The sequence below is a fragment of the Amycolatopsis sp. NPDC004772 genome, from assembly GCF_053601215.1.
Window position 1 is genome coordinate 17,772 of record NZ_JBSGBK010000009.1, and the last position, 22,999, is coordinate 40,770.

Genomic DNA, 22,999 nt, shown 5'->3' on the forward strand with positions numbered 1-22,999 from the left:
GAAATTGTCGGTGGTGGCGCCTACCGTCGTCCTCAGTCAGTTCCGACGTGAGGAGGACCACATGAGCGACCGGCCCGAGCTGTCCGAAGTGGACGTCTCGCACATCGCCGTTTCGGACATCGAGAACCTGGTGGTCGACTGCGACCGCTGCGTGGTGCGCGGCATCTCGTGCCACGACTGCGTCGTGAGCGTGCTGCTCGGCGCGCCACCCGCGGTGGCGTGGGACGCCGACGAGCGGCGCGCGATCGACGCGCTGGCCGAGGCCGGGATGGTGCCACACCTGCGGCTGGTGGAAGAACCGATCCGGCGCACCGCCTGATTTCCACCGTTTCGTGACGGCGCGCCGAATGGTCGATTGAATCGGTGAACGGTCGGTAGTCGAAAAGCCCCGCGGAAAACCCCAGCGTGTAACGCCCATCACATCTTTCCTCCCGCCCTGGTCCGAAGGTGTTCAGCGACGTCACTCAGCGCTTTTGCCGGAGAGGTGGTGGACGTGGTGGCGGTCTTTTCGTAACCTGTCCGAGATCTCGTGGCCCCCGGCCGTCTGTGGAGGCGGCGACACGGGATCGCCGCCGGACGCAGCTTTGTCGGGAAGCTGGGAACCGGAACCACCACCGCGTGCTTCACCTGTTGCGGCCCGTGCATGGCAAAAGCGCACGGTCCGGGTGCGTGGTGGGTGGGACAGCGGTGAAGAGGAACACCCCGACCTCTTCGTGCCCCGGTCCCCGTCGGCGGCCGAGACCAAAGGAGACCCGCGCGACCGTGCAGTCGCATTCCCTCAGGCGCGTGGTTTCAGGTGCGCTCGCCGCGGCCTCGGTGATCACCCTCGTCACCGTGGCCCAGCCGACGGCCACCGCCGCCCCCGTCCCCGTTCTCCAGACCCCGCCCACCGGCTCCGACGCGCTCGCGCAGTACCGCGACCTCGCGGCCCAGGCCGAGAAGCTCAACGAAGACCTGCTGTCCGCCCAGGACGACCTGAAGAAGAAGCAGGGCGAGCTCGACAAGGCCACCGGCGACGTCAACGCGGCCAAGGAACAGGCCACCAAGGCGTCCGAGAGCCAGAAGAAGTACCAGACCGAGGTCGACAAGTTCGCCGGTGCGTCGTTCACCAGCGGTGTCCAGCTGAACAAGCTGTCGGCGCTGCTGGCGGGCACGTCCACGCAGGACTTCCTGGACCGCTCCTCGGCGCTCGAGGTCATCGCGACCGGCAAGAACGCCGCGATGGGCAACCTCACCGGCGCCGTCCAGCAGGCCACCGACGCGGCCGCCAAGGCCAGCGACGCCGCCAAGCGCGCGCAGGACGCGCGGGACGCCGCGGCCAAGCTGACCGAGGACATCAAGGCCAAGCAGAAGACGCTGAACGACCAGATCGATCAGCTGAAGGCGGCCAACAAGAACCTCAGCGCCTCGGACAAGGCCGCGCAGAAGGACCGCGGCGGGACGCCGCCCAGCAACATCAAGGCCCCCACCGCCGCCGCGCAGGCGGCCGTGGACGCCGCGCTGAGCAAGCTCGGCAGCGCCTACGTCTACGGCGCCACCGGCCCGACCAACTTCGACTGCTCCGGCCTCACGTCGTGGGCGTACAAGCAGGCCGGGCTGACCATCCCGCGGACCAGCCGCGAGCAGTCGACCTTCGGCACCGCGGTGCCGCGGGACCAGCTCCAGCCGGGTGACCTCGTGTTCTTCTACTCGCCCGTTTCGCACGTCGGCATGTACATCGGCAACAACCAGATGGTGCACGCGCCCGACACCGGCGACGTCGTGAAGATCTCGCCGCTGCAGAGCCAGTACTCGGGAGCGCGCCGCCCGACGGCGTGACCTCGGAGCAGCACCCCGGAGGGGCGGTACCGCACACGCGGTGCCGCCCCTTCGCCGTTAGCCTCTGGGGCGTGCTCAAGACCCTGCTCGTGACCAACGACTTCCCGCCGCGGCCCGGGGGGATCCAGAACTACCTGAACTCCCTCGCCACCCGGCTGCCGGCGGACGACCTGGTCGTCTACGCGCCGTCGTGGGAGTCGCGGACGGGGTCGCACGAGGAGTTTGACGCCGAAGCGCCGTTCGAGGTCGTCCGGCACCCGACGTCGCTGATGCTGCCGACGCCGGACGTGCTCCGCCGGGCGAAGCAGATCATGCGGGCGCGGGACTGCGAAGCCGTCTGGTTCGGCGCCGCCGCGCCGCTCGCGTTGCTGGGGCACCCGCTGCGCCGGGCCGGAGCGCGCCGCGTCGTCGCGTCGACGCACGGTCACGAGGTCGGCTGGTCCATGCTCCCGGCTTCGCGGCAGGCGCTGCGGCGCATCGGCGACACCGCCGACGTCGTCACCTACGTCAGCCGGTACACCCGCGGCCGCTTCGCCGCGGCGTTCGGCGCGATGGCCGGGCTGGAGCTGCTGCCGTCCGGGGTGGACACCGAGGTGTACCGGCCGGATCCGGCCGGGCGCGCGGAAATCCGGGCCCGGCACGGCCTCGGCGACCGGCCGACCGTCGTCTGCGTGTCGCGGCTGGTCCCGCGCAAGGGCCAGGACCAGCTGATCCGCGCGCTGCCGTCGATCCGCGAGCGCGTCCCGGACGCGGCGCTGCTGATCGTCGGCGGCGGCCCGTACCGCAAGAGGCTCACCGAACTGGTCACCGGGCTGGGCCTGGAGCGCGACGTCGTGCTCACCGGGTCGGTGCCGTGGGCCGAGCTGCCCGCGCACTACGCCGCGGGTGACGTCTTCGCGATGCCCGCGCGCACCCGCGGCAAGGGCCTCGACGTCGAAGGGCTCGGCATCGTCTACCTGGAGGCCTCGGCGACCGGGCTGCCGGTGGTGGCCGGCAACTCCGGCGGGGCGCCCGAGGCGGTGCTCGACGAGGTCACCGGGCACGTCGTGGAGGGCCGGGACGTCGTGCAGCTGAGCGAGACCCTAGCCAGCCTGCTGGCCGACCCGGTGCGGGCGTGCCGGATGGGCCAGGCCGGCCGCGAGTGGGTGACGGCGAACTGGCGCTGGGACGTCATGGCGCGGCGGCTGTCCGGCCTGCTGGACGGCGATCCGGTGGCCGTGGTCCGCTAAGGCGTGTAGAGCGCCGGGTGCCGGGGATCGTCGACGCGCACGACGACGTCGGCGAGCGACCCCGGGTCCACTTCTTCCTCGTAGCGTTCGTAGGCCGGGACGGCCCAGGCGTCCGGCACGCGGCGGCGCAGGGCGGCGGGGGAGAGCCACAGGTGCACGGCCAGGTCGAAGGCCAGCCCGGCGCCGAGCAGCAGCTCGCCGTCGAGGAGCACGACGGCGCCTTCGGGCAGCGGCACCCGTTCGGCGCGGGTCGCGCGGTCGCGCTCGGCGTCCCACAGCGACGGCAGGACCTCGCCGGAACCCTTCAGCGGCTCCAGGACTTCGCGGCGGAGCGCGCCGAGGTCGAGCCAGTCGGTGTAGCGGGCGTCGGGGTTCGTCCGCCCGTGTTCGAAGCGCAGGGACGCGGGCCGCAGGAAGTCGCGCGCCGACACGCGCAGGGTCGCGCGGCCGCGCAGGCGCAGCGGATCGACCAGGGCGTCGGCGAGGTCCGCGGTCCCGGTCGCGCCCGCCGCGCCGTCGACGGCCACCGCGAGCCGCGGCCCGGCGAGCGCGTCGATGCGGTCGGTGAGTTCGCCGGCGAGGACGGCGGGGGAGATCGGGCGGTAGCGCACGGGTTCCCATCCTCCACCCGGGCCGCCCGCCGGTTTTGTCGTACCCCGGTGCGAGGATGAGGACATGACTTCTTCAGCGGGGAAGACGGCCGGTGCCGGGTGGAACATCGGCGTCTCGCGCACCCTGCCGTACCCGGCCGGGGCGGTGTGGGACTTCCTGGTCAGCCGGGACGGCGTCGCGATCTGGCTCGGCCCGGGGGTCGAGCTGCCCACGGAAGCGGGCGCGGAGTACGAAACGGCGAACGGCACGGTGGGCGAGATCCGCAGCTTCGTCGACGGCGACCGGGTGCGGCTGACGTGGCGGCCGAGCGACTGGGACCACGACTCGACCGTGCAGGTGCGGCTGAGCGGCTCGGGGGCGAAGACGACGCTGCGGTTCCACCAGGAATGGCTTGAGGGCGCGCAAGAGCGCGAGGAACAGCGGGCATACTGGCAGGACGTGACCGAGCGCGTCGTGACGGCACTCGCCGAACGCTGACGCGGTGAGTTTGGGGGCTGACGTGACGAGCGACGAGATCCTCGAGGTGCCGCGGGACTTCGCCCAGGACGCGCACGTGTTCTCGGAGCTGCTGCGCGGGGGCGGCCCGGTGCGCCACGTGCGGCTGCCGCCGCGAGGGCTGCCGTGCTACCTGGTCACCGGGTTCGCGGAGGCGCGGGCGCTGCTGGCCGATCCGCGGCTGCAGAAGAACAGCCAGGGCATCCGCCGGGTGTCCGAAGCGAAGCTGCCGCCGGAGGCCCTGCTGAACGGGCTGGGGCAGGACCTGAACTGGCACATGCTGAACTCGGACCCGCCGGACCACACGCGGCTGCGGAAGCTGGTGAACAAGGCGTTCACCGGGCGCACGGTGGCCCGGCTGCGGCCGCGGGTGGAGGAGATCACCGCGGAGCTGCTCGACGCGCTGGCCGGGCAGGAGCGGGCGGATCTGGTGGCGTCGTTCGCCGCGCCGCTGCCGATCACGGTGATCTGCGAGCTGCTCGGCGTGCGCGAGGAGGATCGCTCGGAGTTTTCGGGCTGGTCCAAGACCCTGCTGGGCGCGGCGGCGCACCCGGAACAGGTCCAGGCCGCGGCGGCGAGCATGTACGCGTACTTGACGGACCTGATCGCCCAGAAGCGCGCCGAGCCGGCGGAAGACCTGCTGTCCGATCTGGTCCACGCCAGCGACGACGGCGACTCGCTGTCCGAGCCCGAGCTGGTGTCGATGGCCTTCCTGCTGCTGGTGGCGGGCCACGAGACAACGGTCAACCTGATCGCGAACGGCGTGCTGGCGTTGCTGCGCGAGCCGGAGCAGCTGGCCCGCCTGCGCGCGGAGCCGGAGCTGCTGCCGGGAGCGGTGGAGGAGTTCCTGCGTTTCGACGGCCCGATCCACCTGGCCACGCTGAGGTTCACGGCGGAGCCGGTGGAGGTGGCGGGGGTGACGATCCCGGAGGGCGAGTTCGTGCTGGTGTCCTTGCTGGGAGCGAACCGCGACGCGGAGCGGTACCCGGAGCCGGACAAGCTGGACATCACCCGAGCGGCGGGCGGCCACTTGGCGTTCGGCCACGGAATCCACTACTGCGTCGGGGCACCGCTGGCCCGCTTGGAGGCCGAGATCGCACTGGGTGGCTTGCTGGACAGGTTCCCGGACATCGCCCTGGACGGGAAGCCGGACGAGCTCCTGTACCGCACCAGCTCACTGGTCCACGGACTGGAGACCTTGCCGGTCCGCCTTTGAGGACCGCTCCCGCAGCACCGGCCGTAGTCACAATCGAGCTTCGGGGTGGTGGGCAAAACAACCGCCACCGAAACTCCGAGACCGATATCGCCAGGGCTGGAAACCGAGCCGAACCGGTGTCGTAGGGTCGCGGAATGGACCCAGCCGACCTGCTCGCCCTGGACGCCCAGCACGTCTGGCACCCCTACGCGCCGATGCCGGCGAAGGTGCCGTCCCTGCTGGTCACCGAAGCGAGCGGCGTCCGCCTCACCCTCGCCGACGGCCGCGAGCTCGTCGACGGCATGTCTTCCTGGTGGTCCGCCGTCCACGGCTATCGGCACCCCGTCCTCGACGCCGCCCTCGCCGCCCAGGCCGGGCGGATGAGCCACGTCATGTTCGGCGGCCTCACCCACGAACCCGCCATCACCCTCGCCAAGACCCTCGCCGACCTCAGCCCCGACGGGCTCGAGCACGTCTTCCTCTGCGATTCCGGTTCCGTCTCCGTCGAAGTCGCCGTCAAGATGTGCCTGCAGTACCAGCGCTCCCGCGGGCGGACCGGCAAGCACAAGCTGCTCACCTGGCGCGGCGGCTACCACGGGGACACGTTCACCCCGATGAGCGTCTGCGACCCCGAAGGCGGCATGCACTCGCTCTGGCGCGGGGTCCTGCCCGAACAGATCTTCGTGCCCGCACCGCCGTCCGGTTTCGACACCCCGCCCGATCCGTCCTATGTGGACGTCCTGGCCGCCGCGATCGAGCGGCACCAAGGCGAACTCGCCGCGGTGATCGTCGAACCCGTGGTGCAGGGGGCCGGCGGGATGCGGTTCCACCACCCCGCCTACCTGCGCGCCCTCCGGGAACTCACCGCAGCGCACGACGTCCTCCTCGTCTTCGACGAGATCGCGACCGGCTTCGGCCGCACCGGCGCGCTGTTCGCCGCCGAGCACGCCGGTGTCACCCCCGACGTCATGTGCGTCGGCAAGGCGCTCACCGGTGGCTACCTGAGCATGGCCGCCGCCCTGTGCACCCCGGACGTCGCCGCCGGGATCGCGCAAGGCGAACTGCCCGTCCTTGCGCACGGCCCCACCTTCATGGGCAACCCGCTCGCGTCCGCCGTCGCCAATGCCTCCCTCGGCCTGCTCGCCGACGGCCGCTGGCGCAGCGACGTCACCCGGATCGAAAAGGCTCTGCTCGACGGCCTCGCCCCGGCGCGCGACCTGCCCGCCGTGACCGACGTGCGGGTGCTGGGCGGGATCGGCGTGCTGCAGCTCGACCACCCCGTCGACATGGCCGTCGCCACCGACGTCGTCACCGCGAACGGGGCTTGGCTGCGGCCGTTCCGGGACCTCGTCTACGCCATGCCGCCCTACGTTTCGACGGACGACGACCTCGCCGTGATCACCCGGGCGATGCTCGCGGTCGCCGAAAAGGCCTGAATTCAGCACATCGGGTGTGACCACCGGCACACCGAGACCCGAAGGTCCCTCACCGTCGCGCTGCGTGGCAGAGCAAGATCGAAACCACGCGAACGGTCGAGGCGGTAAGTGTGAAGCAGCCGCCGAACCCGGTCCGTCCTGTGCCCGGACGAACGCGAGAAATGCTTGCGTAGCGGACTTTTCGCGCGGTTTCGGCGATCCTGCCCCCATGATCGAGATCGTTCGTGGCGAACACGACACCGGACCCCCGAAGCCTTCCGCCCACCTGGAGAACCTCAAGCACGACGTCCTCGCGTCGATCGTCGTCTTCCTCGTCGCCGTCCCCCTGTCCCTCGGCGTGGCCTTCGCCGCCGGGGCGCCGCTGCTCTCCGGCCTGATCTCCGCCGTCGTCGGCGGGCTGGTCGCGAGCCTCTTCGGCGGATCGCCGCTGCAGGTCAGCGGGCCCTCCGCCGCCCTCACCGTGGTGCTGGCCGACACGATCGCCACCCACGGCTGGCCCGTCACCTGCGCGATCACCGTCGCCGCGGGCCTGCTCCAGATCCTCTTCGGCCTCACCCGGGCCGCCCGCGCCGCGCTCGCCGTCTCGCCGGCGATCGTGCACGGCCTGCTCGCCGGCATCGGCGTCACGCTGGTCCTCGGCCAGCTGCACGTCGTCCTCGGCGGCTCGGCGCAGGGTTCCGCGCTCGCCAACGTCCTGGCGCTGCCGGGACAGGTCGCCGCGCACCACGACCAGGCGGTGCTGATCGGCGTCGTCACCCTCGGCGTCCTGCTGGCCTGGCCGCGGCTGCCGAAGGCCGTCCGCCGCGTGCCCGCGCCACTGGCCGCCGTCACGCTGGCCGCCGGCCTGTCCGTCGCGGCCGGGATGACCCTCCCGCGCGTCGACCTCCCGGCCGGGCTGCCCGCGCTGCACGTCGTGCCGCGGCTGCCGGACGGCGGCTGGGGCGGCTTCGCCGTCGCCGCGGTCACCATCGCGCTCATCGCCGGCCTGGAGAGCCTGCTGTCCGCCGTCTCGGTCGACAAGCTCCGCGGCGGCCCGCGCACCGACCTCGACCGCGAACTCATCGGGCAGGGCGCGGCGAACGTCGCCGCCGGCGCGCTCGGCGGGTTCCCCGTCACCGGCGTCATCGTGCGCAGCATGACCAACTACGAGGCCGGCGCGCGCACCCGCGCGTCGGCGATCCTGCACTGCGTCTGGATCCTCGCCGCCTGCCTCCTGCTCACCGGCGTCCTGCGGCTGATCCCGCTGGCCGCGCTGGCCGCGCTGCTGGTCTACGTCGGCTTGAAGCTCGTGAACCTCCACGGTCTCAAGGAAGTCCGCCGCCACGGCGACCTGCCGGTGTACGTCGTGACGCTGGCCGGCGCGGTGGCCGTCAACCTGCTCACCGGGGTCGCGGCGGGAATCCTGCTCGCGCTCGCGATGATGCTGCGGCGGATGATCTTCTCCGGCATCCACGTCGAGACGGACGGCGAGCGCCACCGCGTCGTCATCGAAGGGGCGCTGACGTTCCTGTCCGTGCCCCGGCTGACCCGCGTGCTCGCCGAGCTGCCCCCGCACGCCGACGTCACCCTCGAACTGCTCGTCGACTACCTCGACCACGCCGCGTTCGACTGCCTGCGCGGCTGGCAGCAGGCGCACCCGGGGCGGGTCACCGTCGACGAGATCGGGCACCCGTGGTTCGAACGCGGCCGCGCGGGGGAGCCGACCGTGCGCCGCAGCGTCGCCGCGCGGGTCGTGCCGCGGTGGCTGGCGCCGTGGTCGCAGTGGCAGGCCGAGCACGTCGTGCTGCCCGCCCAGCGCACGGCCAGCTCGCTGCTGTGCCGCGGCGCCTCCGAGTTCCAGCGCCGCACCGCGCCCCTGCTGCGCGAGACGTGGGACGGCCTGGCGCACGGCCAGCAGCCGCACACGCTGTTCATCACCTGCGGCGACGCGCGGATCGTGCCCAACCTGATCACCACCAGCGGGCCGGGTGACCTGTTCACCGTGCGGAACATCGGCAACCTGGTGCCGCCGGCAGACGGCACCGACTCGTCGGTCGGCGCGGCGATCGAGTACGCCGTCGGCGTCCTGGAGGTCGCCGAGATCGTGGTCTGCGGGCATTCCTCCTGCGGCGCGATGAAGGCGCTGCTCGGCCGGGCGCCGGACGGTCTCGACCAGCTCGGCAGCTGGCTGCGCCACGGTCAGGCGACGCTCCGGCGCCGCAGCCGCGAGGCACCGCTCCTGCTCGGCGGCGAACGGCCGGCCGCCGAGGCCGACCAGCTGGCGCTGCAGAACGTCGTGCAGCAGCTGGAAACCCTGCGCGGCTACCCGGTGGTCGCGGCCGCCCTGGAGCGGGGCGCGCTGCGGCTGACCGGGATGTACTTCGACGTCGGCGCCGCACAAGTGTCCCTTTTGGACGATGCCGCCCGCGGGTTCGTCCCCGCGGGCGCGCTGGAGCACTGACCGCAGCCCGCCCCGAGCGCCCCAATGTGGCGTTGGGTGCGCTGGACGCACCGAACGCCACATTGGGTGCGCTGGACGCACCGAACGCCACATTGGGTGCGCTGGACGCACCGAACGCCACATTGGGGCGCATGGGAACTGGCGTGAAGCCCTTATCTGGTCCGGAATTTATCTGTCGGGCGACAGGCTGCCGCGTGTTACCGTGGCGTTAACGGGATGTCCGATTTGTGACAAAAGGGTGAAATATCGCCAATCCTTCACTCGATCGGGTGGTGCATAGCGGACATTTCACTCGATTTCCGGTTGCATGGTGATCATGAGACCCCTCGCCGTGCTCCGACACGACCTGCCGGCCTCACTGGTCGTCTTCCTCGTAGCTGTCCCCCTGTCCCTCGGCATCGCCCTCGCTTCGGGCGCCCCGGTCGCCGCCGGGCTGATCGCCGCCGTCGTCGGCGGCATCGTCGCCGGCGCGCTCGGCGGCTCCGCCCTGCAGGTGAGCGGGCCCGCCGCCGGCCTGACCGTGGTGATGTACGAAACCATCCAGACGTTCGGGTGGGCGGTCACCTGTGCGATCACCGTTCTCGCCGGTGCGTGCCAAGTCCTGCTGGGGCTGAGCCGCATCGCGCGCGCCGCGCTGGCCATCTCGCCGGCGATCGTGCACGGCATGCTGGCCGGCATCGGCGTCACGATCGTGCTCGGCCAGCTGCACGTCATCCTCGGCGGCAAGGCCCAGAGCTCCGCGATCGAGAACATCGCCGAGCTGCCCGCCCAGATCGTCGCCCACCACGACTCGGCCACCATCGTCGGCCTGATCACCATCGCGCTGCTGCTGATCTGGCCGAAGCTGCCGGAAGCCGTCCGCAAGGTGCCGGGCCCGCTCGCCGCGATCGCGGTGGCCACCGTGGTGTCCGTCGGGTTCGGGATGACGCTCCCGCGCGTCGAACTGCCCGGTGACCTGCTGAACATCCACCTCGTTCCGCAGCTGCCGGACGGCGGCTGGGGCGGGTTCGCCCTCGCCGTCGTCACGATCGCGCTGATCGCCAGCGTGGAGAGCCTGCTCTCGGCGGTCGCCGTCGACAAGATGCACACCGGGCCGCGCGCCAACCTCGACCGCGAGCTGGTCGGGCAGGGCACGGCCAACATGATCTCCGGCGCGCTGGGCGGCCTGCCCGTCACCGGTGTCATCGTCCGCAGCTCCACCAACGTCACCGCCGGGGCGAAGTCCCGGGCGTCGGCGGTGCTGCACGGCGTCTGGGTGCTGCTGTTCGTCGTCCTGCTCGCCGGGCTGATCCAGAGCATCCCGCTGGCCGCGCTGGCCGGGCTGCTGGTGCACGTCGGCGCGAAGCTGGTCAACCCCGGGCACATGAAAACCGTGCTGGCCCACGGTGATCTGCCCGTCTACCTGCTCACCCTCGGCGGGGTCGTGGTGTTCGACCTGCTGACCGGCGTGCTGGCGGGCATCGGGCTGGCGCTGGTGCTGATGCTGCGCCGCACGGTCTGGTCGGGCATTCACGTCGAGCGCGAAGGCGACGACTGGCGCGTCGTCGTCGAAGGCGTCCTGACGTTCCTGTCGGTGCCGCGGCTGTCGAAGGTGCTCGGGACCGTCCCGGCCGGGGTCACCGTCCGGCTCGAGCTGGTCGTCGACTACCTGGACCACGCGGCATTCGAAAGCCTGCACACCTGGCAGACGGCGCACGAGCGCGCCGGCGGCACGGTGGAGGTCGACGAGGTCGGCCACCCCTGGTTCGGCGAAGGCAAGGCGGGCCGCCCGACGCGGTCCCGGATCGCCGCGAGCCGGGCGGTCCCGCGCTGGCTGGCACCGTGGTCGGAGTGGCAGGCGGCGGAAGCGGTCGAGATCCCGGCCCAGCAGACCCGCCGCGGCGCCACGGAGTTCCACCGCCGCGCGGCCCCGCTGCTGCGCGACACGCTGTCGGGCCTGGCCGACGGCCAGCGGCCGCGCACGCTGTTCATCACCTGCGGCGACTCGCGGATCGTGCCGAACCTGATCACGACGAGCGGGCCGGGCGACCTGTTCACCATCCGCAACATCGGCAACCTGGTCCCGCCCGGGCAGGCCGACGCGTCGATGAACGCGTCGATCGAGTACGCGGTGGGCGTGCTCGGGGTGGCGGAGATCGTCGTCTGCGGCCATTCCTCCTGCGGCGCGATGGCGGCGCTGGCCGACGGCCCGCCGCCGGGGCCGCTGTCGGACTGGCTGCGCCACGCGGAGCCGAGCGCGCACCGGCTGGGCTCGGCCACGCTCGACGGCGGTGTCCCGGATCGCAAGGGTGACCGCCTGGCGCTGCACAACGTGCTGCAGCAGCTGGAGCACCTGCGCGAGTACCCGTCCGTGGCGGCGGCGGAATCGGCCGGGAAGCTGCAGCTGACCGGCATGTACTTCCACGTCGGCGACGCCCAGGTGTACCTGTTCGACGCGGCCGAGCGGACGTTCCGCCCGGCCGGGGCCCCGGTGGCGGTGCCGGGCGCCTGACCGCCGTTGCCCGAGTCCGAGCCGGGTCCGCAGCCCGCGGGCCCGGCTCGCGGCGACCCGCTGACCACGGCCCGCGTGCGCGACCGGGCACGGAGTCACTATGTTGATGGTCCGTGACCATGCTGGTGATGACGGGGACCGGGACCGGGGTCGGCAAGACGATCACCACGGCGGCGATCGCGGCCCTGGCGGCGGCCGGGGGACAGCGGGTGGCCGTGCTGAAGCCGGCCCAGACCGGGGTGCGGCCCGACGAGCCCGGTGACCTCCAGGACGTCCGGCGCCTCGCCGGGCCGGACGTCACCACGCGCGAGCTGCGCCGCTACCCGGATCCGCTCTCCCCCGAGGCGGCCGCCCGGCGCAGCGGCCTGCCCACGCTCGACCCCGGCGAGATCGCCCAGGCCGCGTCCGACCTCGACACCGCGCACGACCTCACCCTCATCGAGGGCGCCGGCGGGCTGCTGGTGCGCTTCGACGGCACCGGCGCCAGCCTCGCCGACGTCGCCTGGTCGCTCGGCTCGCTCGTGATCATCGTGGCCGAAGCCAGCCTCGGGACCCTGAACGCCACCGCGCTCACGGCCGAGGTGGCGACCAAGCGCGGGCTGACCGTCGCCGGCGTCATCATCGGCGCCTGGCCGGCCGAACCGGACCTGGCGGCGCTGTCCAACCTCGAAGACCTGCCGGTCGCGGCGGGGGCGCCGCTGCTCGGCGTGCTGCCCGCCGGCATCGGCCAGGCGTCCCGCGAGGACTTCCTGACCGCGGCCCGGGCCGGCCTCTCGCCGTGGTTCGGCGGCGAATTCGACCCGGAGCTCTTCGCGGGCTGCGCTTCCGCCGGGAAGTGACCTGCATCGCTGTCCCCTCGTGGCCCCTTCGGGCACGATGAGGGACGCTTTCCCGCACCACCTCGATCAAGGAGCCGCCGTGACCGCAGTCCCGGACACCGACGTTCTCGCCCTCGCGCGTGAGCAGGTCCTCGAAAACGGCGTCGGCCTCGGCGAACAGCAGGTCCTCGACGTGCTCCGGCTGCCCGACGAGCGGCTGCCCGACCTCCTCGCCCTCGCGCACGAGGTGCGGATGCGCTGGTGCGGGCCGGAGGTCGAGGTCGAGGGCATCATCAGCCTGAAGACCGGTGGCTGCCCCGAGGACTGCCACTTCTGCTCCCAGTCCGGCCGCTTCCCGACGCCGGTGCGGTCGGCGTGGCTCGACATCCCCAACCTGGTCAAGGCCGCCCGGCAGACCGCTGAGACCGGCGCGACGGAGTTCTGCATCGTCGCCGCCGTCCGCGGCCCGGACCAGCGGCTGCTCTCGCAGGTCCGCGAAGGCGTGCGTGCCATCCGCGAGGACGGCAACGACATCCAGATCGCCTGCTCGCTGGGCATGCTGACGCAGGAGCAGGTCGACGAGCTCGTCGACATGGGTGTCCACCGCTACAACCACAACCTGGAGACGGCGCGCTCGCACTTCCCGTCGGTGGTCACGACGCACACGTGGGAAGAGCGCTGGGACACCCTGCGGATGGTCGCCGAGGCGGGCATGGAGGTCTGCTGTGGCGGCATCATCGGCATGGGGGAGACGGTCGAGCAGCGCGCGGAGTTCGCCGTGCAGCTGGCCGAGCTGAACCCGCACGAAGTGCCGATGAACTTCCTCATCCCGCAGCCGGGAACCCCGTACGAGCACTACGAAATCGTCGAGGGCCGCGACGCGCTCCGGACGGTTGCGGCGTTCCGCCTCGCGATGCCGCGCACGATGCTCCGCTTCGCGGGCGGCCGCGAGCTGACGCTCGGTGACCTGGGCGCGGAGCAGGGCATGCTGGGCGGGATCAACGCGATCATCGTCGGCAACTACCTGACGAACCTCGGCCGGCCGGCTTCGGCGGACCTGGAGATGCTGGACGAGCTCAAGATGCCGATCAAGGCCCTCAGTGACAGCCTCTGACGCGCTGTTTTGTGTCCATTGTGGACAGGAGTCGCCGGGTGGGGCGGACCACCCGGCGTGCCACAACCCGAGGACGGCACTGGAGCCGCCGCGGTACTGCACGTTCTGCGCGCGCCGGCTGGTGGTCCAGGTGAGCCCGCTCGGCTGGACGGCCCGCTGCAGCCGCCACGGCGAGACGGCAAGCGGCTGACGCGGCTCGGGTGACGAACCGGTTCGTTCATCGCTTCCGGGGTGGCGCGTGGGTAACGAACTGGATCGTTCATTGCTTCGGCGGGCGCGGCCTGGGTAACTAACCAGGCCGTTCATTGCCTCGGTGGATGTGGCTTGCGTAACTAACCAGATCGTTCACTGAGCTCGGGCGGCGCACGGTGACGAACCAGGTCGTTCACGGTCCGGCGCCCGTCGCTGCCTAACTAACCAGATCGTTCACAGCTTCGCGGCGGTCGCGGCGTAACTAACCAGATCGTTCACAACACCCGGCCCGACACGGGCGAGCGGCTCACGGCGCTCACGCATCGACCGGTTACGCTCGGTGGCACTGTCGCAGGAAGGAGTCCGGGTGAGTGAGTCGTCGGGGCCCGCGCACCGGCCGTCGGCCGTGCCCGGTCCGTGGTCGGTGCCCGTGCTGTTCCGGGAGCGGCGGCCCCGGGTCGTGGTCAAGGCGGACCTGCTGCCCGCACTGAGCGTCCTGCTCGCGCTGACCGTGTTCAGCTTCCCGATCGGCTTCCTGTGGTCCCTGCTCGCGCCGCCCGAGCGCGTCCGGATCATCTCGGCCGACGGCGCCCAGGGCGCGCTCGAACTCGAGAGCTGGCACCGCTTCGACGACCTGGCGATCTTCGGGTTCCTCACGCTCGGCTTCGGGATCGTCGCCGGCGTCGTCGTCTGGCTGCTGCGCGAGCGGCGCGGGCCGGTGGTGTTCCTCGCCGCGGTGCTCGGCGTCGCGGTCACGAGCGCGCTGGCGATGTGGATCGGCCTCCGGATGGCCAACGGCCACTACACGATCACCACCCCGCCCGCGCTGGGCGCGGTGATCGAGCTGGCGCCGCGCCTGGAGTCGTGGTGGGTGCTGCTGACCGGCCCGCTCGGCGTGTCGATCGCCTACACCCTGCTGGCCACCTGGAACGGGCGCGACGACCTGGGCCGCCGCCTCGGCTGACCGGTTTCCCCTAAGGTGGTGACCGTCACCTACAGGGGGGAACCAACAGTGACCGAGGACATCGAGGTTTCGCGGCACAACGCTGTCCGTTTTCCCGGCATCAGCCCGCGCGCATACGAGCACCCGGTGGACCGCGGCGCGCTCGCCACGTTGCGCGCGGTCCCCGGCTTCGCCCAGGTCGTCAAGGCGGTTTCGGGCTTCTACAACGAGCGCGGCGAGCGGCTGATGGCGCTGGCGTCGTCGATCCGCGTCGGGCCGAAGCAGTACCCGGAGCTCGACCGGCTGCGCCACGAGTGCGCCGAGACGCTGGACCTGCTCACGGTTCCGAACCTGTTCGTCTTCCAGAACCCGCGGATCCGCGCGGAGGCGGTCGGCATGGACGAGCCGTTCCTCCGGGTCAGCACCGGGCTCGTCGAGCTGATGAACCAGGAGTCCCTGCGGTTCGTGATCGGCCACGAGATGGGTCACGTGCTGTCCGGGCACGCGGTCTACCGCACGATCATGGTGCGGCTGATCGGGCTGCAGCCGGCGGTGTCGTGGACGCCGGTCAGCGCGATCGGCATCCGCGCGATCATCGCGGCGCTGCGCGAGTGGTTCCGCAAGGCGGAGCTGTCGTGCGACCGGGCGGGGTTGCTGTGCAGCCAGAATCCGACGGCGGCCCTGCGCGCCCAGATCCAGGTGGCGGGCGGCATCGACCCGGCCCGCATCGACGTCCCTTCGTTCCTGCAGCAGGCGGCGGAGTACGAGTCGGTCGAGGACATCCGCGACAGTTTCCTCAAGCTCAAGTCGGTCGAGACGGAGTCGCACCCGTTCGCGGTGGTCCGCGCGGCGCAGCTGCAGAAGTGGGCGGCCTCGGAGGACTACCGCGCAATCCTGGCGGGCGACTACGCACGCCGCGACGCCGACACCCCGGCATCGGACTGGAAGGACGACTTGAAGTCGGCGGCCCAGTCGTACAAGGAATCGTGGAACTCATCGACGGACCCCCTGACAAAGGTGTTCAGCGACGTCGGCGAAGCGGTTTCGGGCGCGGCGGGCAAGGTGTGGAACAAGTTCGGCAACGGCTCCGGCTCCTGACCACCGCTGCCGGGACGGTTGTCCTCAAGTCGGCCCGCGTGTGGACAACTGAGCCGGTCCGCCGCAGTTTCGCCGGTTCCGTGGGTGGGGGCCGATAGACTGGACCGGGGTCAGCCCCCAGGGATGGGTGGGGCGTGTCAGGCGGGCGCTCGGTCAGATGCCTCATCGGTCTCGACCGCAGGCTTACGCCGGACTTGCACCCCGCCCAGTCCTGCCCCGCCACCACCGTCCTTAGTGACAATCGTGGCTTCGGGGTGGTGAGCACTGGGAACCGCCCGAGTCGGCTGCACCTCTGGGCAGGGACCAGTCAACGGACCTGCCTCCACCACAGCAGCGACCGGCTTCGAGGGAACGGGTGGGGCCCGGCGAGGTCTTGTTGGCGCTCTTGAAGGGGTGCGACTGACTCATTCGAGACACCGACGGCGCGCCTGCCGCCACCGAGGGTAGCCCGCCCTTTCTAGCTGGGCTCCGGCGAAGCCTGAGCGTCCTCCAGGTACTTCACCGCCCGGACTTGCCCCCGCCCAGGCCTGCCCCGCCACCCCGATCCGAAGCCAGCACGCGGACGGTGGTGCCGGGTCAAGGCACGCTTTCCCGCCTTGACGCGGTACCACCGGCCGTAGTGACAATCACGGCTTCGGGGTGGTGGGCACCGAGCTCGTCGCCCCAACCGACCCGCACCCGCCCAAGTCAGCTGCACCGTGGGGCAGACCGGCCAGCAGACCCTTCCACCACAGCAGCAGCGACCGACTTCGCCGAAACCCTGCGCAAGAACGAGAGCCGGCTCAGTTCAAGCTGGCCGGCCGGCTCAGATCCGTCAGCTCCCCGGGCGGCAGCGGCACCGCGCCCAGCGTGTTCAAGAACCCCGCCTCCCGCGTCAAAAGCCGGCACGCGATGCGCAGGCGGCGCAACGGGTGGCGTTCCTCCAGCAGCCTCTGGCGGTCCTCCAGTGGCAGCAGGCAGTCCGCCGCCAGCACGTACGCCAGCTCGGCGATCGTCGTTTCCGGTTCCGGGGCCTGCCAGTCGTCGCTGCGCCATGCCGTTTCGCAATACCTCTGGTGGGCCGCGCGGGCCACCGTCGCCAAGCGCTCTGCCATGTCTCCGGACGGGGCGACCGGGTCGTCGTCGAGCCACTCCACCGAGGCGATCAGGTACGGGGCCGACACGCAGTCCAGCTCGCGCAGGCGGAAGCGGCGCTGGGCCTGCGTCACCACGTCGAACCGGCCGTCCGGGAGGCGCTTGGCCTCGCGCAGGATCGTGCTGCAGCCCACCTCGTGCAACTGGTCCAGACCACGGACCTCGCGGGTCAGGGACGAGCGCAGGGCGACCACGCCGAACTCGCGGCCCGGCACCGTTCCGCTCATCAGGTCCGCCGTGAGCTGCCGGTACCGCGGTTCGAAGATGTGCAGCGGAAGCTTGGTGCCGGGCAGCAGCACGGTCTGAAGCGGGAACAACGGCAGGATCGTCGTCGTCGCGTCACTTTCCGATTCCGGCTCGGTCACGCGTCCACCGTAAGGGCAGAACGCTTCCGGCGCAGGATGGTCACCGGTTCGGCGGCTTGAACACCGCGAACGGATCCGTGATCTGCATGCCCTTGCCGGCGAAGGAGAACAGCGCCGCCGGACGTCCGCCCGAGCGGCCCGGTGCCGCCGTGTGACCCGTCGGGACCAGCAGGCCGCGGCGGGACAGCACCCGCTGCAGGTTGGTCGCCGAGACGCGGTAACCCAGCGCCGCCGAATACAGGCCTCGCAACGCCGAAATCGTGAACTCGTCGGGCGCCAGCGCGAAGCCGAGGTTGGTGTACGACAGCTTCGAACGCAGCCGGTCGCGGGCGCGCAGCACGATCGCCTCGTGGTCGAACGCCGTCCGCGGCAGCGAAGCGACGTCGTGCCACTCCGTGTCCTCCGGCACCTCCGGGTCGACGTCGGACGGGACGAGACCGAGGAACGCCGTCGCCACCACGCGCGGCCCCGGGACGCGGTCCGGCGCGCTGAACACCGCGAGCTGCTCGACGTGCTTGAGCTGGCGGACATCCACCTTCTCGGCGAGCTGGCGCCGGATCGACGTCTCGACGTCCTCGTCCGGCCGCAGCCGCCCGCCCGGCAGCGACCAGCGGCCGAGGTGCGGGTCCAGCGCCCGGCGCCACAACAGCACCCGCAGTGTGTCCGAGCGCACTTGAAGGACCGCGCCCAAAACCTCGTGGGCCAGGGGGGCCTGGGTGTTAAGATGACTTCGCACGGTTTTCGATTGTAAGGCGAAAACCGGAGACAGGTCCAGGAGGGCCAACCATGACTTCGACGCTCGAACAGGACCTCACCCCCTACGGCGGGGTCGAGGCGAACGCGGCCTGGGCGGAGGAGGTGCGGCGCCTGGCGAAGCAGCGCGACGCGGTCCTGCTCGCGCACAACTACCAGGTCCCGGAGATCCAGGACATCGCCGACCACACCGGCGACTCCCTCGCCCTCAGCCGCATCGCGGCGAGCAGCGACGCCTCCACCATCGTCTTCTGCGGCGTGCACTTCATGGCCGAGACCGCGAAGATCCTCTCGCCGGAAAAGACCGTCCTGATCCCGGACGCGCGGGCCGGCTGCTCGCTGGCCGACTCCATCACCGGCGCCGAGCTGCGGGCCTGGAAGGCCGAACACCCGGGCGCGGTGGTCGTCTCCTACGTCAACACCACGGCCGAGGTCAAGGCCGAGACCGACATCTGCTGCACGTCCTCGAACGCGGTCGACGTCGTCGCCTCCATCCCCGCTGACCAGGAAGTTCTCTTCCTGCCGGACCAGTTCCTGGGCGCCCACGTCAAGCGCGTCACCGGCCGGGAGAACATGCACGTCTGGGCCGGCGAGTGCCACGTCCATGCCGGCATCAACGGCGCCGAGCTGGCCGAGCGGGCGGCCGAGGAGCCGGATGCCGACCTGTTCATCCACCCCGAGTGCGGCTGCGCGACCTCGGCGCTCTACCTGGCCGGCGAGGGGGCCGTGGCGCCGGACCGGGTCAAGATCCTCTCCACCGGCGACATGGTCCACGAGGCCCGCGACACCAAGGCCAAGACCGTCCTGGTGGCCACCGAGATCGGCATGATCCACCAGCTCCGCAAGGCCGCGCCGGACATCGACTTCCGCGCGGTGAACGACCGCGCGTCCTGCCGGTACATGAAGATGATCACGCCCGCCGCGCTGCTGCGCTGCCTGCGTGACGGCCTCGACGAGGTGCACGTCGACCTCGAAACCGCCGCCAAGGCTCGCGCTTCGGTGCAGCGGATGATCGAGATCGGGCAGCCCGGCGGCGGCGAATGACCACGCCGGTTAATGACCCACGGGCGAAAACCCCGGTTTGGGAGGCTCGCGCCGACCTGGTCGTGATCGGCAGCGGTGTCGCGGGGCTGACCGCGGCGCTGCGGGCGCAGGCTCTCGGGCTGCACGTCCTGGTGATCACCAAGGCCGCCGTCGCGGACGGCAACACGCGCTGGGCCCAGGGCGGCGTCGCCGTCGTCCTGGAAGACCAGCACGACCTCGACGACTCGGCCGCCAAGCACGCCGAGGACACGCTGACCGCGGGCGCCGGCCTGTGCGACGAGCCGGCGGTGCGCTCGATCATCGACGGCGGCCCGGCCGCGGTCGCCCGGCTGCGGGCGGACGGCGCGCAATTCGACGTCGCCGCCTCCGGGCTGCTCGCGCGGGGCCGCGAAGGCGGGCACAGCGCGTTCCGCGTGATCCACGCGGGCGGCGACGCGACCGGCGCCGAAGTCGAACGCGCGTTGGTCGCGCAGGCCGGGCAGGTCGGGGTGCCGGTGCTGGAGCACCACATCGCCGTCGACGCGCTGCGCACCCCCGGCGGCCGGGTCGCCGGCGTCACGGTGCTCGACCGCCACGGCGTGCCCGGCGTCGTCCGCGCTTCGGCCGTGCTCGTGGCCAGCGGCGGGCTCGGGCAGCTCTACCAGGCGACGTCGAACCCGGAGATCGCCACCGGCGACGGGCTCGCCCTGGCGCTGCGGGCCGGCGCGACCGTGGCGGACATCGAGTTCGTGCAGTTCCACCCGACGGTGCTCTACACCCCGGGTGCGCGCGGCCGCTGCCCGCTGGTCACCGAGGCCGTGCGCGGCGAGGGCGCGACGCTGGTCGACGGCGCCGGGCTGCCGGTGATGCGGGGCGTGCACCCGCTCGGCGACCTCGCGCCGCGGGACGTCGTCTCGGGGGCGATCACCCGGCGGATGGGGACCGCGCCCGGCGGCGTCGACGACCACGTCTTCCTCGACGCGACCGGCGTCGCGGGGTTCGCGCAGCGGTTCCCGACCGTGTTCGCGGCGTGCGCGGCGCTGGGCCTCGACCCGGCCGTGGACCCGATCCCGGTCACCCCGGCGGCGCACTTCTCCTGCGGCGGCGTCGTGACCACTGTGGACGGCCGCTCGTCGGTGGCCGGGCTCTACGCGGCGGGCGAGGTCGCGCGGACCGGGCTGCACGGTGCGAACCGGTTGGCGTCCAACAGCTTGCTCGAAGGCCTGGTCGTCGGGCAGCGGGTCGCCGAGGCCGTCGCGGCGGACCTCGCGGCCGGGCTGCTGGCCGATCCTTCGCGGGGGCGGCTGCCCTCGTGGACGACCGCGCCGGCCGCGGACCGCGATTCGCTGCAGCGCGTGATGAGCCGGTACGCGGCGATCGGCCGGGACGCCGACGGCTTGGCGGCCGCCGGTTCGGTGCTCGATCTGTCGCTTTCGGACACTCCGTTGTGGACGCACGCGGCGGTCGAGGACGCGGCGCTGACCGTGGTGGCGCAGGCGTTGCTCGCCGCGGCCGTCCGGCGCACCGAGTCGCGGGGCTGTCACGTGCGCACCGACTTCCCGGCGCGCGACGACGGCCGGCGACGCAGCCAGCTCATCCGGCTCAGCCCGTCGGGCCAGCCCGTGCTGGCCGACCCCATCCCCCTGGAAGGTGTGGCATGACGTTCCCGATCTCCGAACCCGTCCGCCGCCTGATCGCGGCGGCGGGGCTCGACGTCGACGACGTCGAGCGCGTGGTTTCCACGGCGCTGGGCGAAGACCTGCGGTACGGGCCGGACGCGACGACGGCGTCGACGGTGCCGGCCGACGCGACCGCGGTCGCCGAGCTGACCCCGCGCGTCGACGGCGTCGTGGCCGGGCTGCCGGTCGCGCTCGCCGTGTTCGACATGGTCCTGGGCGACGGGTACGAGGTGCTGGCCCGGCGTGAGGACGGTGACAAGCTGGTCGCCGGGGAGCCCGCGCTGGTGCTGGCCGGCCCGGTGCGCGGGCTGCTCACCGCCGAGCGCACGGCGCTGAACCTGCTGTGCCACCTCTCCGGCGTCGCCACCGCGACCGCCGCCTGGGTGTCCGAAGTGGACGGTACCGGGTGTGCGATCCGGGACTCCCGCAAGACGTTGCCGGGGCTGCGGCTGCTGCAGAAGTACGCCGTCCGCTGCGGCGGCGGGGTCAACCACCGGCTGGGCCTCGGCGATGCGGTGCTGATCAAGGACAACCACGTCGTCGCCGCGGGCTCGGTGACGGCGGCGCTGGCCGCGGCCCGGGCGCACGCACCGGAACTGGCCTGCGAGGTCGAGGTCGACACGCTCGCGCAGCTGGAGGAAGCGCTGACCGCCGGGGCGGACGAGGTGCTGCTGGACAACTTCACGCCGGAGGAGTGCCGCCGGGCGGTCGTGCGCCGCGACGAAGTCTCGCCGAAGACGCGGCTGGAATCCTCTGGTGGACTGACCCTTGACCGTGGTAAGGCCTACGCACTGTCCGGTGTGGACTATCTGTCGGTGGGCGGGCTGACCCATTCCTCGCCGGCACTGGATCTCGGCATGGACCTTCGCTGAGGCGGTCATCCGGGCTAGACTGGCGGTGGCGGAATCCCTTTTCCGCCACCGTCTTTCGGTTCGGGGGTGCGGGTGCGGTTACCGGCGGTGCTTGCGGTGGCGGGCCTTGTGGCGGCGTCGGGCGTCTTCGGTGCGCCGGCCGCCTCGGCGCAGGGGTGCGCGAACCCGTCCGGCACCTACGCCGGTGACGTCCCGTGGGGCCAGCGCCTGGTCGACCCGGCGCGGCTGTGGCCGCTGACGCGCGGCGACGGCCAGCTGGTGGCCGTGATCGGCACCGGCGTCGACGGGCAGAACACGCAGTTCGCGCCCGGCCAGCTCGAGGGCGGCCCCGGCACCGAGCGCACGGACTGCGACGGCCGCGGCACGATCGCGGCCGGGATCGTCGGCGCCCAGCCCGATCCGGCGACGACGTTCGCGGGGGTCGCCCCCGGCGTGCGGCTGCTGCCGATCCGCTACACCACCGGCGACGGCGGTGACCCGGCCGAGCTGGCCGACGCGATCGACCGGGCCGTGGACCGGCGCGCGAGCGTGATCCTGGTCGCGGTGCCCGCGGCGGTCGACAGTCCGGCGTTGTCGGGGGCGGTCGCGCGGGCGCGGGCGGAAGGAGCGGTGGTCGTCTCGGCGGCTTCGGCGACCCAGCAGGGCGCGCGGACGTACCCGACGGCGACGTCGGGGGTGCTGGCGGTCGGCTCGGTGAACCCGGCGGGGGAGCCGGTGCAGACGGAAGCGGGGGACTACGTCGGCGTCGCGGCGCCGGGCGCGGAGCTGGTGAGCACGTCGGCGGGCGCGGGCGGCGCGGTGGCGCACCGCTGGCCGGTGACCGACCCGGGCCTCGCGGCGGCGTACGTCGCCGGGGTCGCGGCCCTGGTGCGGGCCTACCACCCGGCGCTGTCGGGCGACCAGGTCGTGACCCGGCTGACGCTGACGGCCCACCGGCCGCCGTCCGGCGGCCACGACCCGCGGCTGGGCTGGGGAGTCATGGACGCCTACGCGGCGGTGTCCTCGACCCTGCCGGCCGACGTCCCACCGCCGGGCTCGGTGCTCCCGTCCGCTTCCTCGCCGATGGTGGTCCCCGCCGCGGCCCCCGCCCCCCGCCGCTCCGACGTCCCGGCGGGCACGATCGCCCTGGCCGGGGTCGCCTTGGCCGCGGCCGCCGGCGTGACGGTGGCGGCGGTCCGCCGGGCCCGCCGCCGAGGCTGGCGCCCCACCCGCTTCACCCCGTAGCTCGAGTTACGTCTCTGATCACGCGGTTTACGTGCTCAGTCACGCGGGTCGCCCCTCGGATCACGGGC

The 22,999-nt window shown here is 72.3% G+C and carries 20 protein-coding genes; 17 read left to right on the forward strand and 3 right to left on the reverse strand.

Going from position 1 to position 22,999, the window contains the following annotated elements; translation table 11 throughout:
• Positions 1 to 61 precede the first annotated feature (61 nt).
• The 3 genes from ACWEF6_RS08060 to ACWEF6_RS08070 all read left to right on the forward strand — a co-directional run bounded on the left by ACWEF6_RS08060 (position 62) and on the right by ACWEF6_RS08070 (position 3,047).
• Positions 62 to 319 (forward strand): hypothetical protein, encoded by a 258-nt coding sequence (locus tag ACWEF6_RS08060; protein ID WP_449682222.1) that lies wholly within the window; start codon positions 62 to 64, stop codon positions 317 to 319.
• Between the two features lie 443 nt (positions 320 to 762).
• A complete protein-coding gene (locus tag ACWEF6_RS08065) occupies positions 763 to 1,818 on the forward strand; it encodes a C40 family peptidase (RefSeq protein WP_310977148.1) in 1,056 nt (351 codons plus the stop codon).
• 71 nt (positions 1,819 to 1,889) lie between these two features.
• A complete protein-coding gene (locus ACWEF6_RS08070; protein ID WP_449682223.1) occupies positions 1,890 to 3,047 on the forward strand; it encodes a glycosyltransferase family 4 protein in 1,158 nt (385 codons plus the stop codon).
• Here the strand turns inward: ACWEF6_RS08070 and ACWEF6_RS08075 are convergent.
• On the reverse strand, positions 3,044 to 3,658 hold the full coding sequence (locus ACWEF6_RS08075) for a uridine kinase (protein ID WP_449682224.1): 615 nt from the start codon (positions 3,656 to 3,658) through the stop codon (positions 3,044 to 3,046). The two genes, ACWEF6_RS08070 and ACWEF6_RS08075, sit on opposite strands and share 4 nt — an antisense overlap.
• A gap of 64 nt (positions 3,659 to 3,722) precedes the next feature.
• On the opposite strand from ACWEF6_RS08075, the gene ACWEF6_RS08080 reads away from it, so the two are divergent.
• The 10 genes from ACWEF6_RS08080 to ACWEF6_RS08125 all read left to right on the forward strand — a co-directional run bounded on the left by ACWEF6_RS08080 (position 3,723) and on the right by ACWEF6_RS08125 (position 15,881).
• Positions 3,723 to 4,136 carry an SRPBCC family protein gene (locus tag ACWEF6_RS08080; protein ID WP_449682225.1) on the forward strand — a complete coding sequence of 138 codons (414 nt, stop codon included), beginning with the start codon at positions 3,723 to 3,725 and terminating at the stop codon, positions 4,134 to 4,136.
• A gap of 22 nt (positions 4,137 to 4,158) precedes the next feature.
• A complete protein-coding gene (locus tag ACWEF6_RS08085; protein WP_449682341.1) occupies positions 4,159 to 5,370 on the forward strand; it encodes a cytochrome P450 family protein in 1,212 nt (403 codons plus the stop codon).
• Between the two features lie 134 nt (positions 5,371 to 5,504).
• Positions 5,505 to 6,785 carry an adenosylmethionine--8-amino-7-oxononanoate transaminase gene (locus ACWEF6_RS08090; protein WP_449682226.1) on the forward strand — a complete coding sequence of 427 codons (1,281 nt, stop codon included), beginning with the start codon at positions 5,505 to 5,507 and terminating at the stop codon, positions 6,783 to 6,785.
• 208 nt (positions 6,786 to 6,993) lie between these two features.
• Positions 6,994 to 9,225, forward strand: coding sequence for a bifunctional SulP family inorganic anion transporter/carbonic anhydrase (locus tag ACWEF6_RS08095; protein WP_449682227.1), 2,232 nt, complete (start codon positions 6,994 to 6,996; stop codon positions 9,223 to 9,225).
• A 307-nt stretch (positions 9,226 to 9,532) separates the two neighbouring features.
• Positions 9,533 to 11,716 (forward strand): SulP family inorganic anion transporter, encoded by a 2,184-nt coding sequence (locus ACWEF6_RS08100; RefSeq protein WP_449682228.1) that lies wholly within the window; start codon positions 9,533 to 9,535, stop codon positions 11,714 to 11,716.
• A 119-nt stretch (positions 11,717 to 11,835) separates the two neighbouring features.
• Positions 11,836 to 12,555 (forward strand): dethiobiotin synthase, encoded by a 720-nt coding sequence (gene bioD, locus ACWEF6_RS08105; RefSeq protein ID WP_449682342.1) that lies wholly within the window; start codon positions 11,836 to 11,838, stop codon positions 12,553 to 12,555.
• Positions 12,556 to 12,634: 79 nt separating this feature from the next.
• Complete coding sequence (gene bioB / locus ACWEF6_RS08110) at positions 12,635 to 13,648, forward strand: biotin synthase BioB (RefSeq protein ID WP_449682229.1); 1,014 nt, start codon at positions 12,635 to 12,637, stop codon at positions 13,646 to 13,648.
• The gene (gene bsaP / locus ACWEF6_RS08115) at positions 13,635 to 13,838 is read left to right on the forward strand and encodes a biotin synthase auxiliary protein BsaP (RefSeq protein WP_396137001.1); all 204 of its coding nucleotides are present in this window, start codon (positions 13,635 to 13,637) and stop codon (positions 13,836 to 13,838) included. The genes bioB and bsaP overlap by 14 nt, the downstream gene beginning before the upstream one ends.
• A gap of 369 nt (positions 13,839 to 14,207) precedes the next feature.
• Positions 14,208 to 14,804: a DUF2567 domain-containing protein gene (locus tag ACWEF6_RS08120; RefSeq protein ID WP_449682230.1), complete on the forward strand. Its 597-nt coding sequence runs from the start codon at positions 14,208 to 14,210 to the stop codon at positions 14,802 to 14,804.
• A 48-nt stretch (positions 14,805 to 14,852) separates the two neighbouring features.
• Positions 14,853 to 15,881, forward strand: coding sequence for a M48 family metallopeptidase (locus ACWEF6_RS08125; protein ID WP_449682231.1), 1,029 nt, complete (start codon positions 14,853 to 14,855; stop codon positions 15,879 to 15,881).
• Positions 15,882 to 16,663: 782 nt separating this feature from the next.
• Here ACWEF6_RS08125 and ACWEF6_RS08130 read toward each other — a convergent pair.
• Both ACWEF6_RS08130 and ACWEF6_RS08135 read right to left on the reverse strand, forming a co-directional pair.
• Positions 16,664 to 17,380, reverse strand: a complete 717-nt coding sequence (locus ACWEF6_RS08130) for an LON peptidase substrate-binding domain-containing protein (RefSeq protein WP_449682232.1) — start codon at positions 17,378 to 17,380, stop codon at positions 16,664 to 16,666.
• A 40-nt stretch (positions 17,381 to 17,420) separates the two neighbouring features.
• Positions 17,421 to 18,053: an NUDIX hydrolase gene (locus tag ACWEF6_RS08135; protein WP_449682233.1), complete on the reverse strand. Its 633-nt coding sequence runs from the start codon at positions 18,051 to 18,053 to the stop codon at positions 17,421 to 17,423.
• A 113-nt stretch (positions 18,054 to 18,166) separates the two neighbouring features.
• Here ACWEF6_RS08135 and nadA point away from each other — a divergent pair, with 113 nt between their 5' ends.
• The 4 genes from nadA to ACWEF6_RS08155 all read left to right on the forward strand — a co-directional run bounded on the left by nadA (position 18,167) and on the right by ACWEF6_RS08155 (position 22,931).
• Positions 18,167 to 19,177, forward strand: coding sequence for a quinolinate synthase NadA (gene nadA, locus ACWEF6_RS08140; RefSeq protein WP_449682234.1), 1,011 nt, complete (start codon positions 18,167 to 18,169; stop codon positions 19,175 to 19,177).
• Positions 19,174 to 20,817, forward strand: a complete 1,644-nt coding sequence (locus tag ACWEF6_RS08145) for an L-aspartate oxidase (RefSeq protein ID WP_449682235.1) — start codon at positions 19,174 to 19,176, stop codon at positions 20,815 to 20,817. Before nadA ends, ACWEF6_RS08145 begins: the two co-directional genes overlap by 4 nt.
• Positions 20,814 to 21,707 (forward strand): carboxylating nicotinate-nucleotide diphosphorylase, encoded by an 894-nt coding sequence (gene nadC / locus ACWEF6_RS08150; RefSeq protein ID WP_449682236.1) that lies wholly within the window; start codon positions 20,814 to 20,816, stop codon positions 21,705 to 21,707. The genes ACWEF6_RS08145 and nadC overlap by 4 nt, the downstream gene beginning before the upstream one ends.
• Positions 21,708 to 21,794: 87 nt before the next feature.
• A complete protein-coding gene (locus ACWEF6_RS08155) occupies positions 21,795 to 22,931 on the forward strand; it encodes a S8 family serine peptidase (RefSeq protein WP_449682343.1) in 1,137 nt (378 codons plus the stop codon).
• The last annotated feature ends 68 nt before the right edge of the window (positions 22,932 to 22,999 follow it).

Coding starts and splice junctions, on each gene's coding strand:
- ACWEF6_RS08095 (WP_449682227.1), top strand. CDS start 6,994: ATGATCGAGATCGTTCGTGGCGAACACGACACCGGACCCCCGAAGCCT.
- ACWEF6_RS08145 (WP_449682235.1), top strand. CDS start 19,174: ATGACCACGCCGGTTAATGACCCACGGGCGAAAACCCCGGTTTGGGAG.
- ACWEF6_RS08060 (WP_449682222.1), top strand. CDS start 62: ATGAGCGACCGGCCCGAGCTGTCCGAAGTGGACGTCTCGCACATCGCC.
- ACWEF6_RS08090 (WP_449682226.1), top strand. CDS start 5,505: ATGGACCCAGCCGACCTGCTCGCCCTGGACGCCCAGCACGTCTGGCAC.
- ACWEF6_RS08080 (WP_449682225.1), top strand. CDS start 3,723: ATGACTTCTTCAGCGGGGAAGACGGCCGGTGCCGGGTGGAACATCGGC.
- ACWEF6_RS08100 (WP_449682228.1), top strand. CDS start 9,533: ATGGTGATCATGAGACCCCTCGCCGTGCTCCGACACGACCTGCCGGCC.
- nadC (WP_449682236.1), top strand. CDS start 20,814: ATGACGTTCCCGATCTCCGAACCCGTCCGCCGCCTGATCGCGGCGGCG.
- bioD (WP_449682342.1), top strand. CDS start 11,836: ATGCTGGTGATGACGGGGACCGGGACCGGGGTCGGCAAGACGATCACC.
- nadA (WP_449682234.1), top strand. CDS start 18,167: ATGACTTCGACGCTCGAACAGGACCTCACCCCCTACGGCGGGGTCGAG.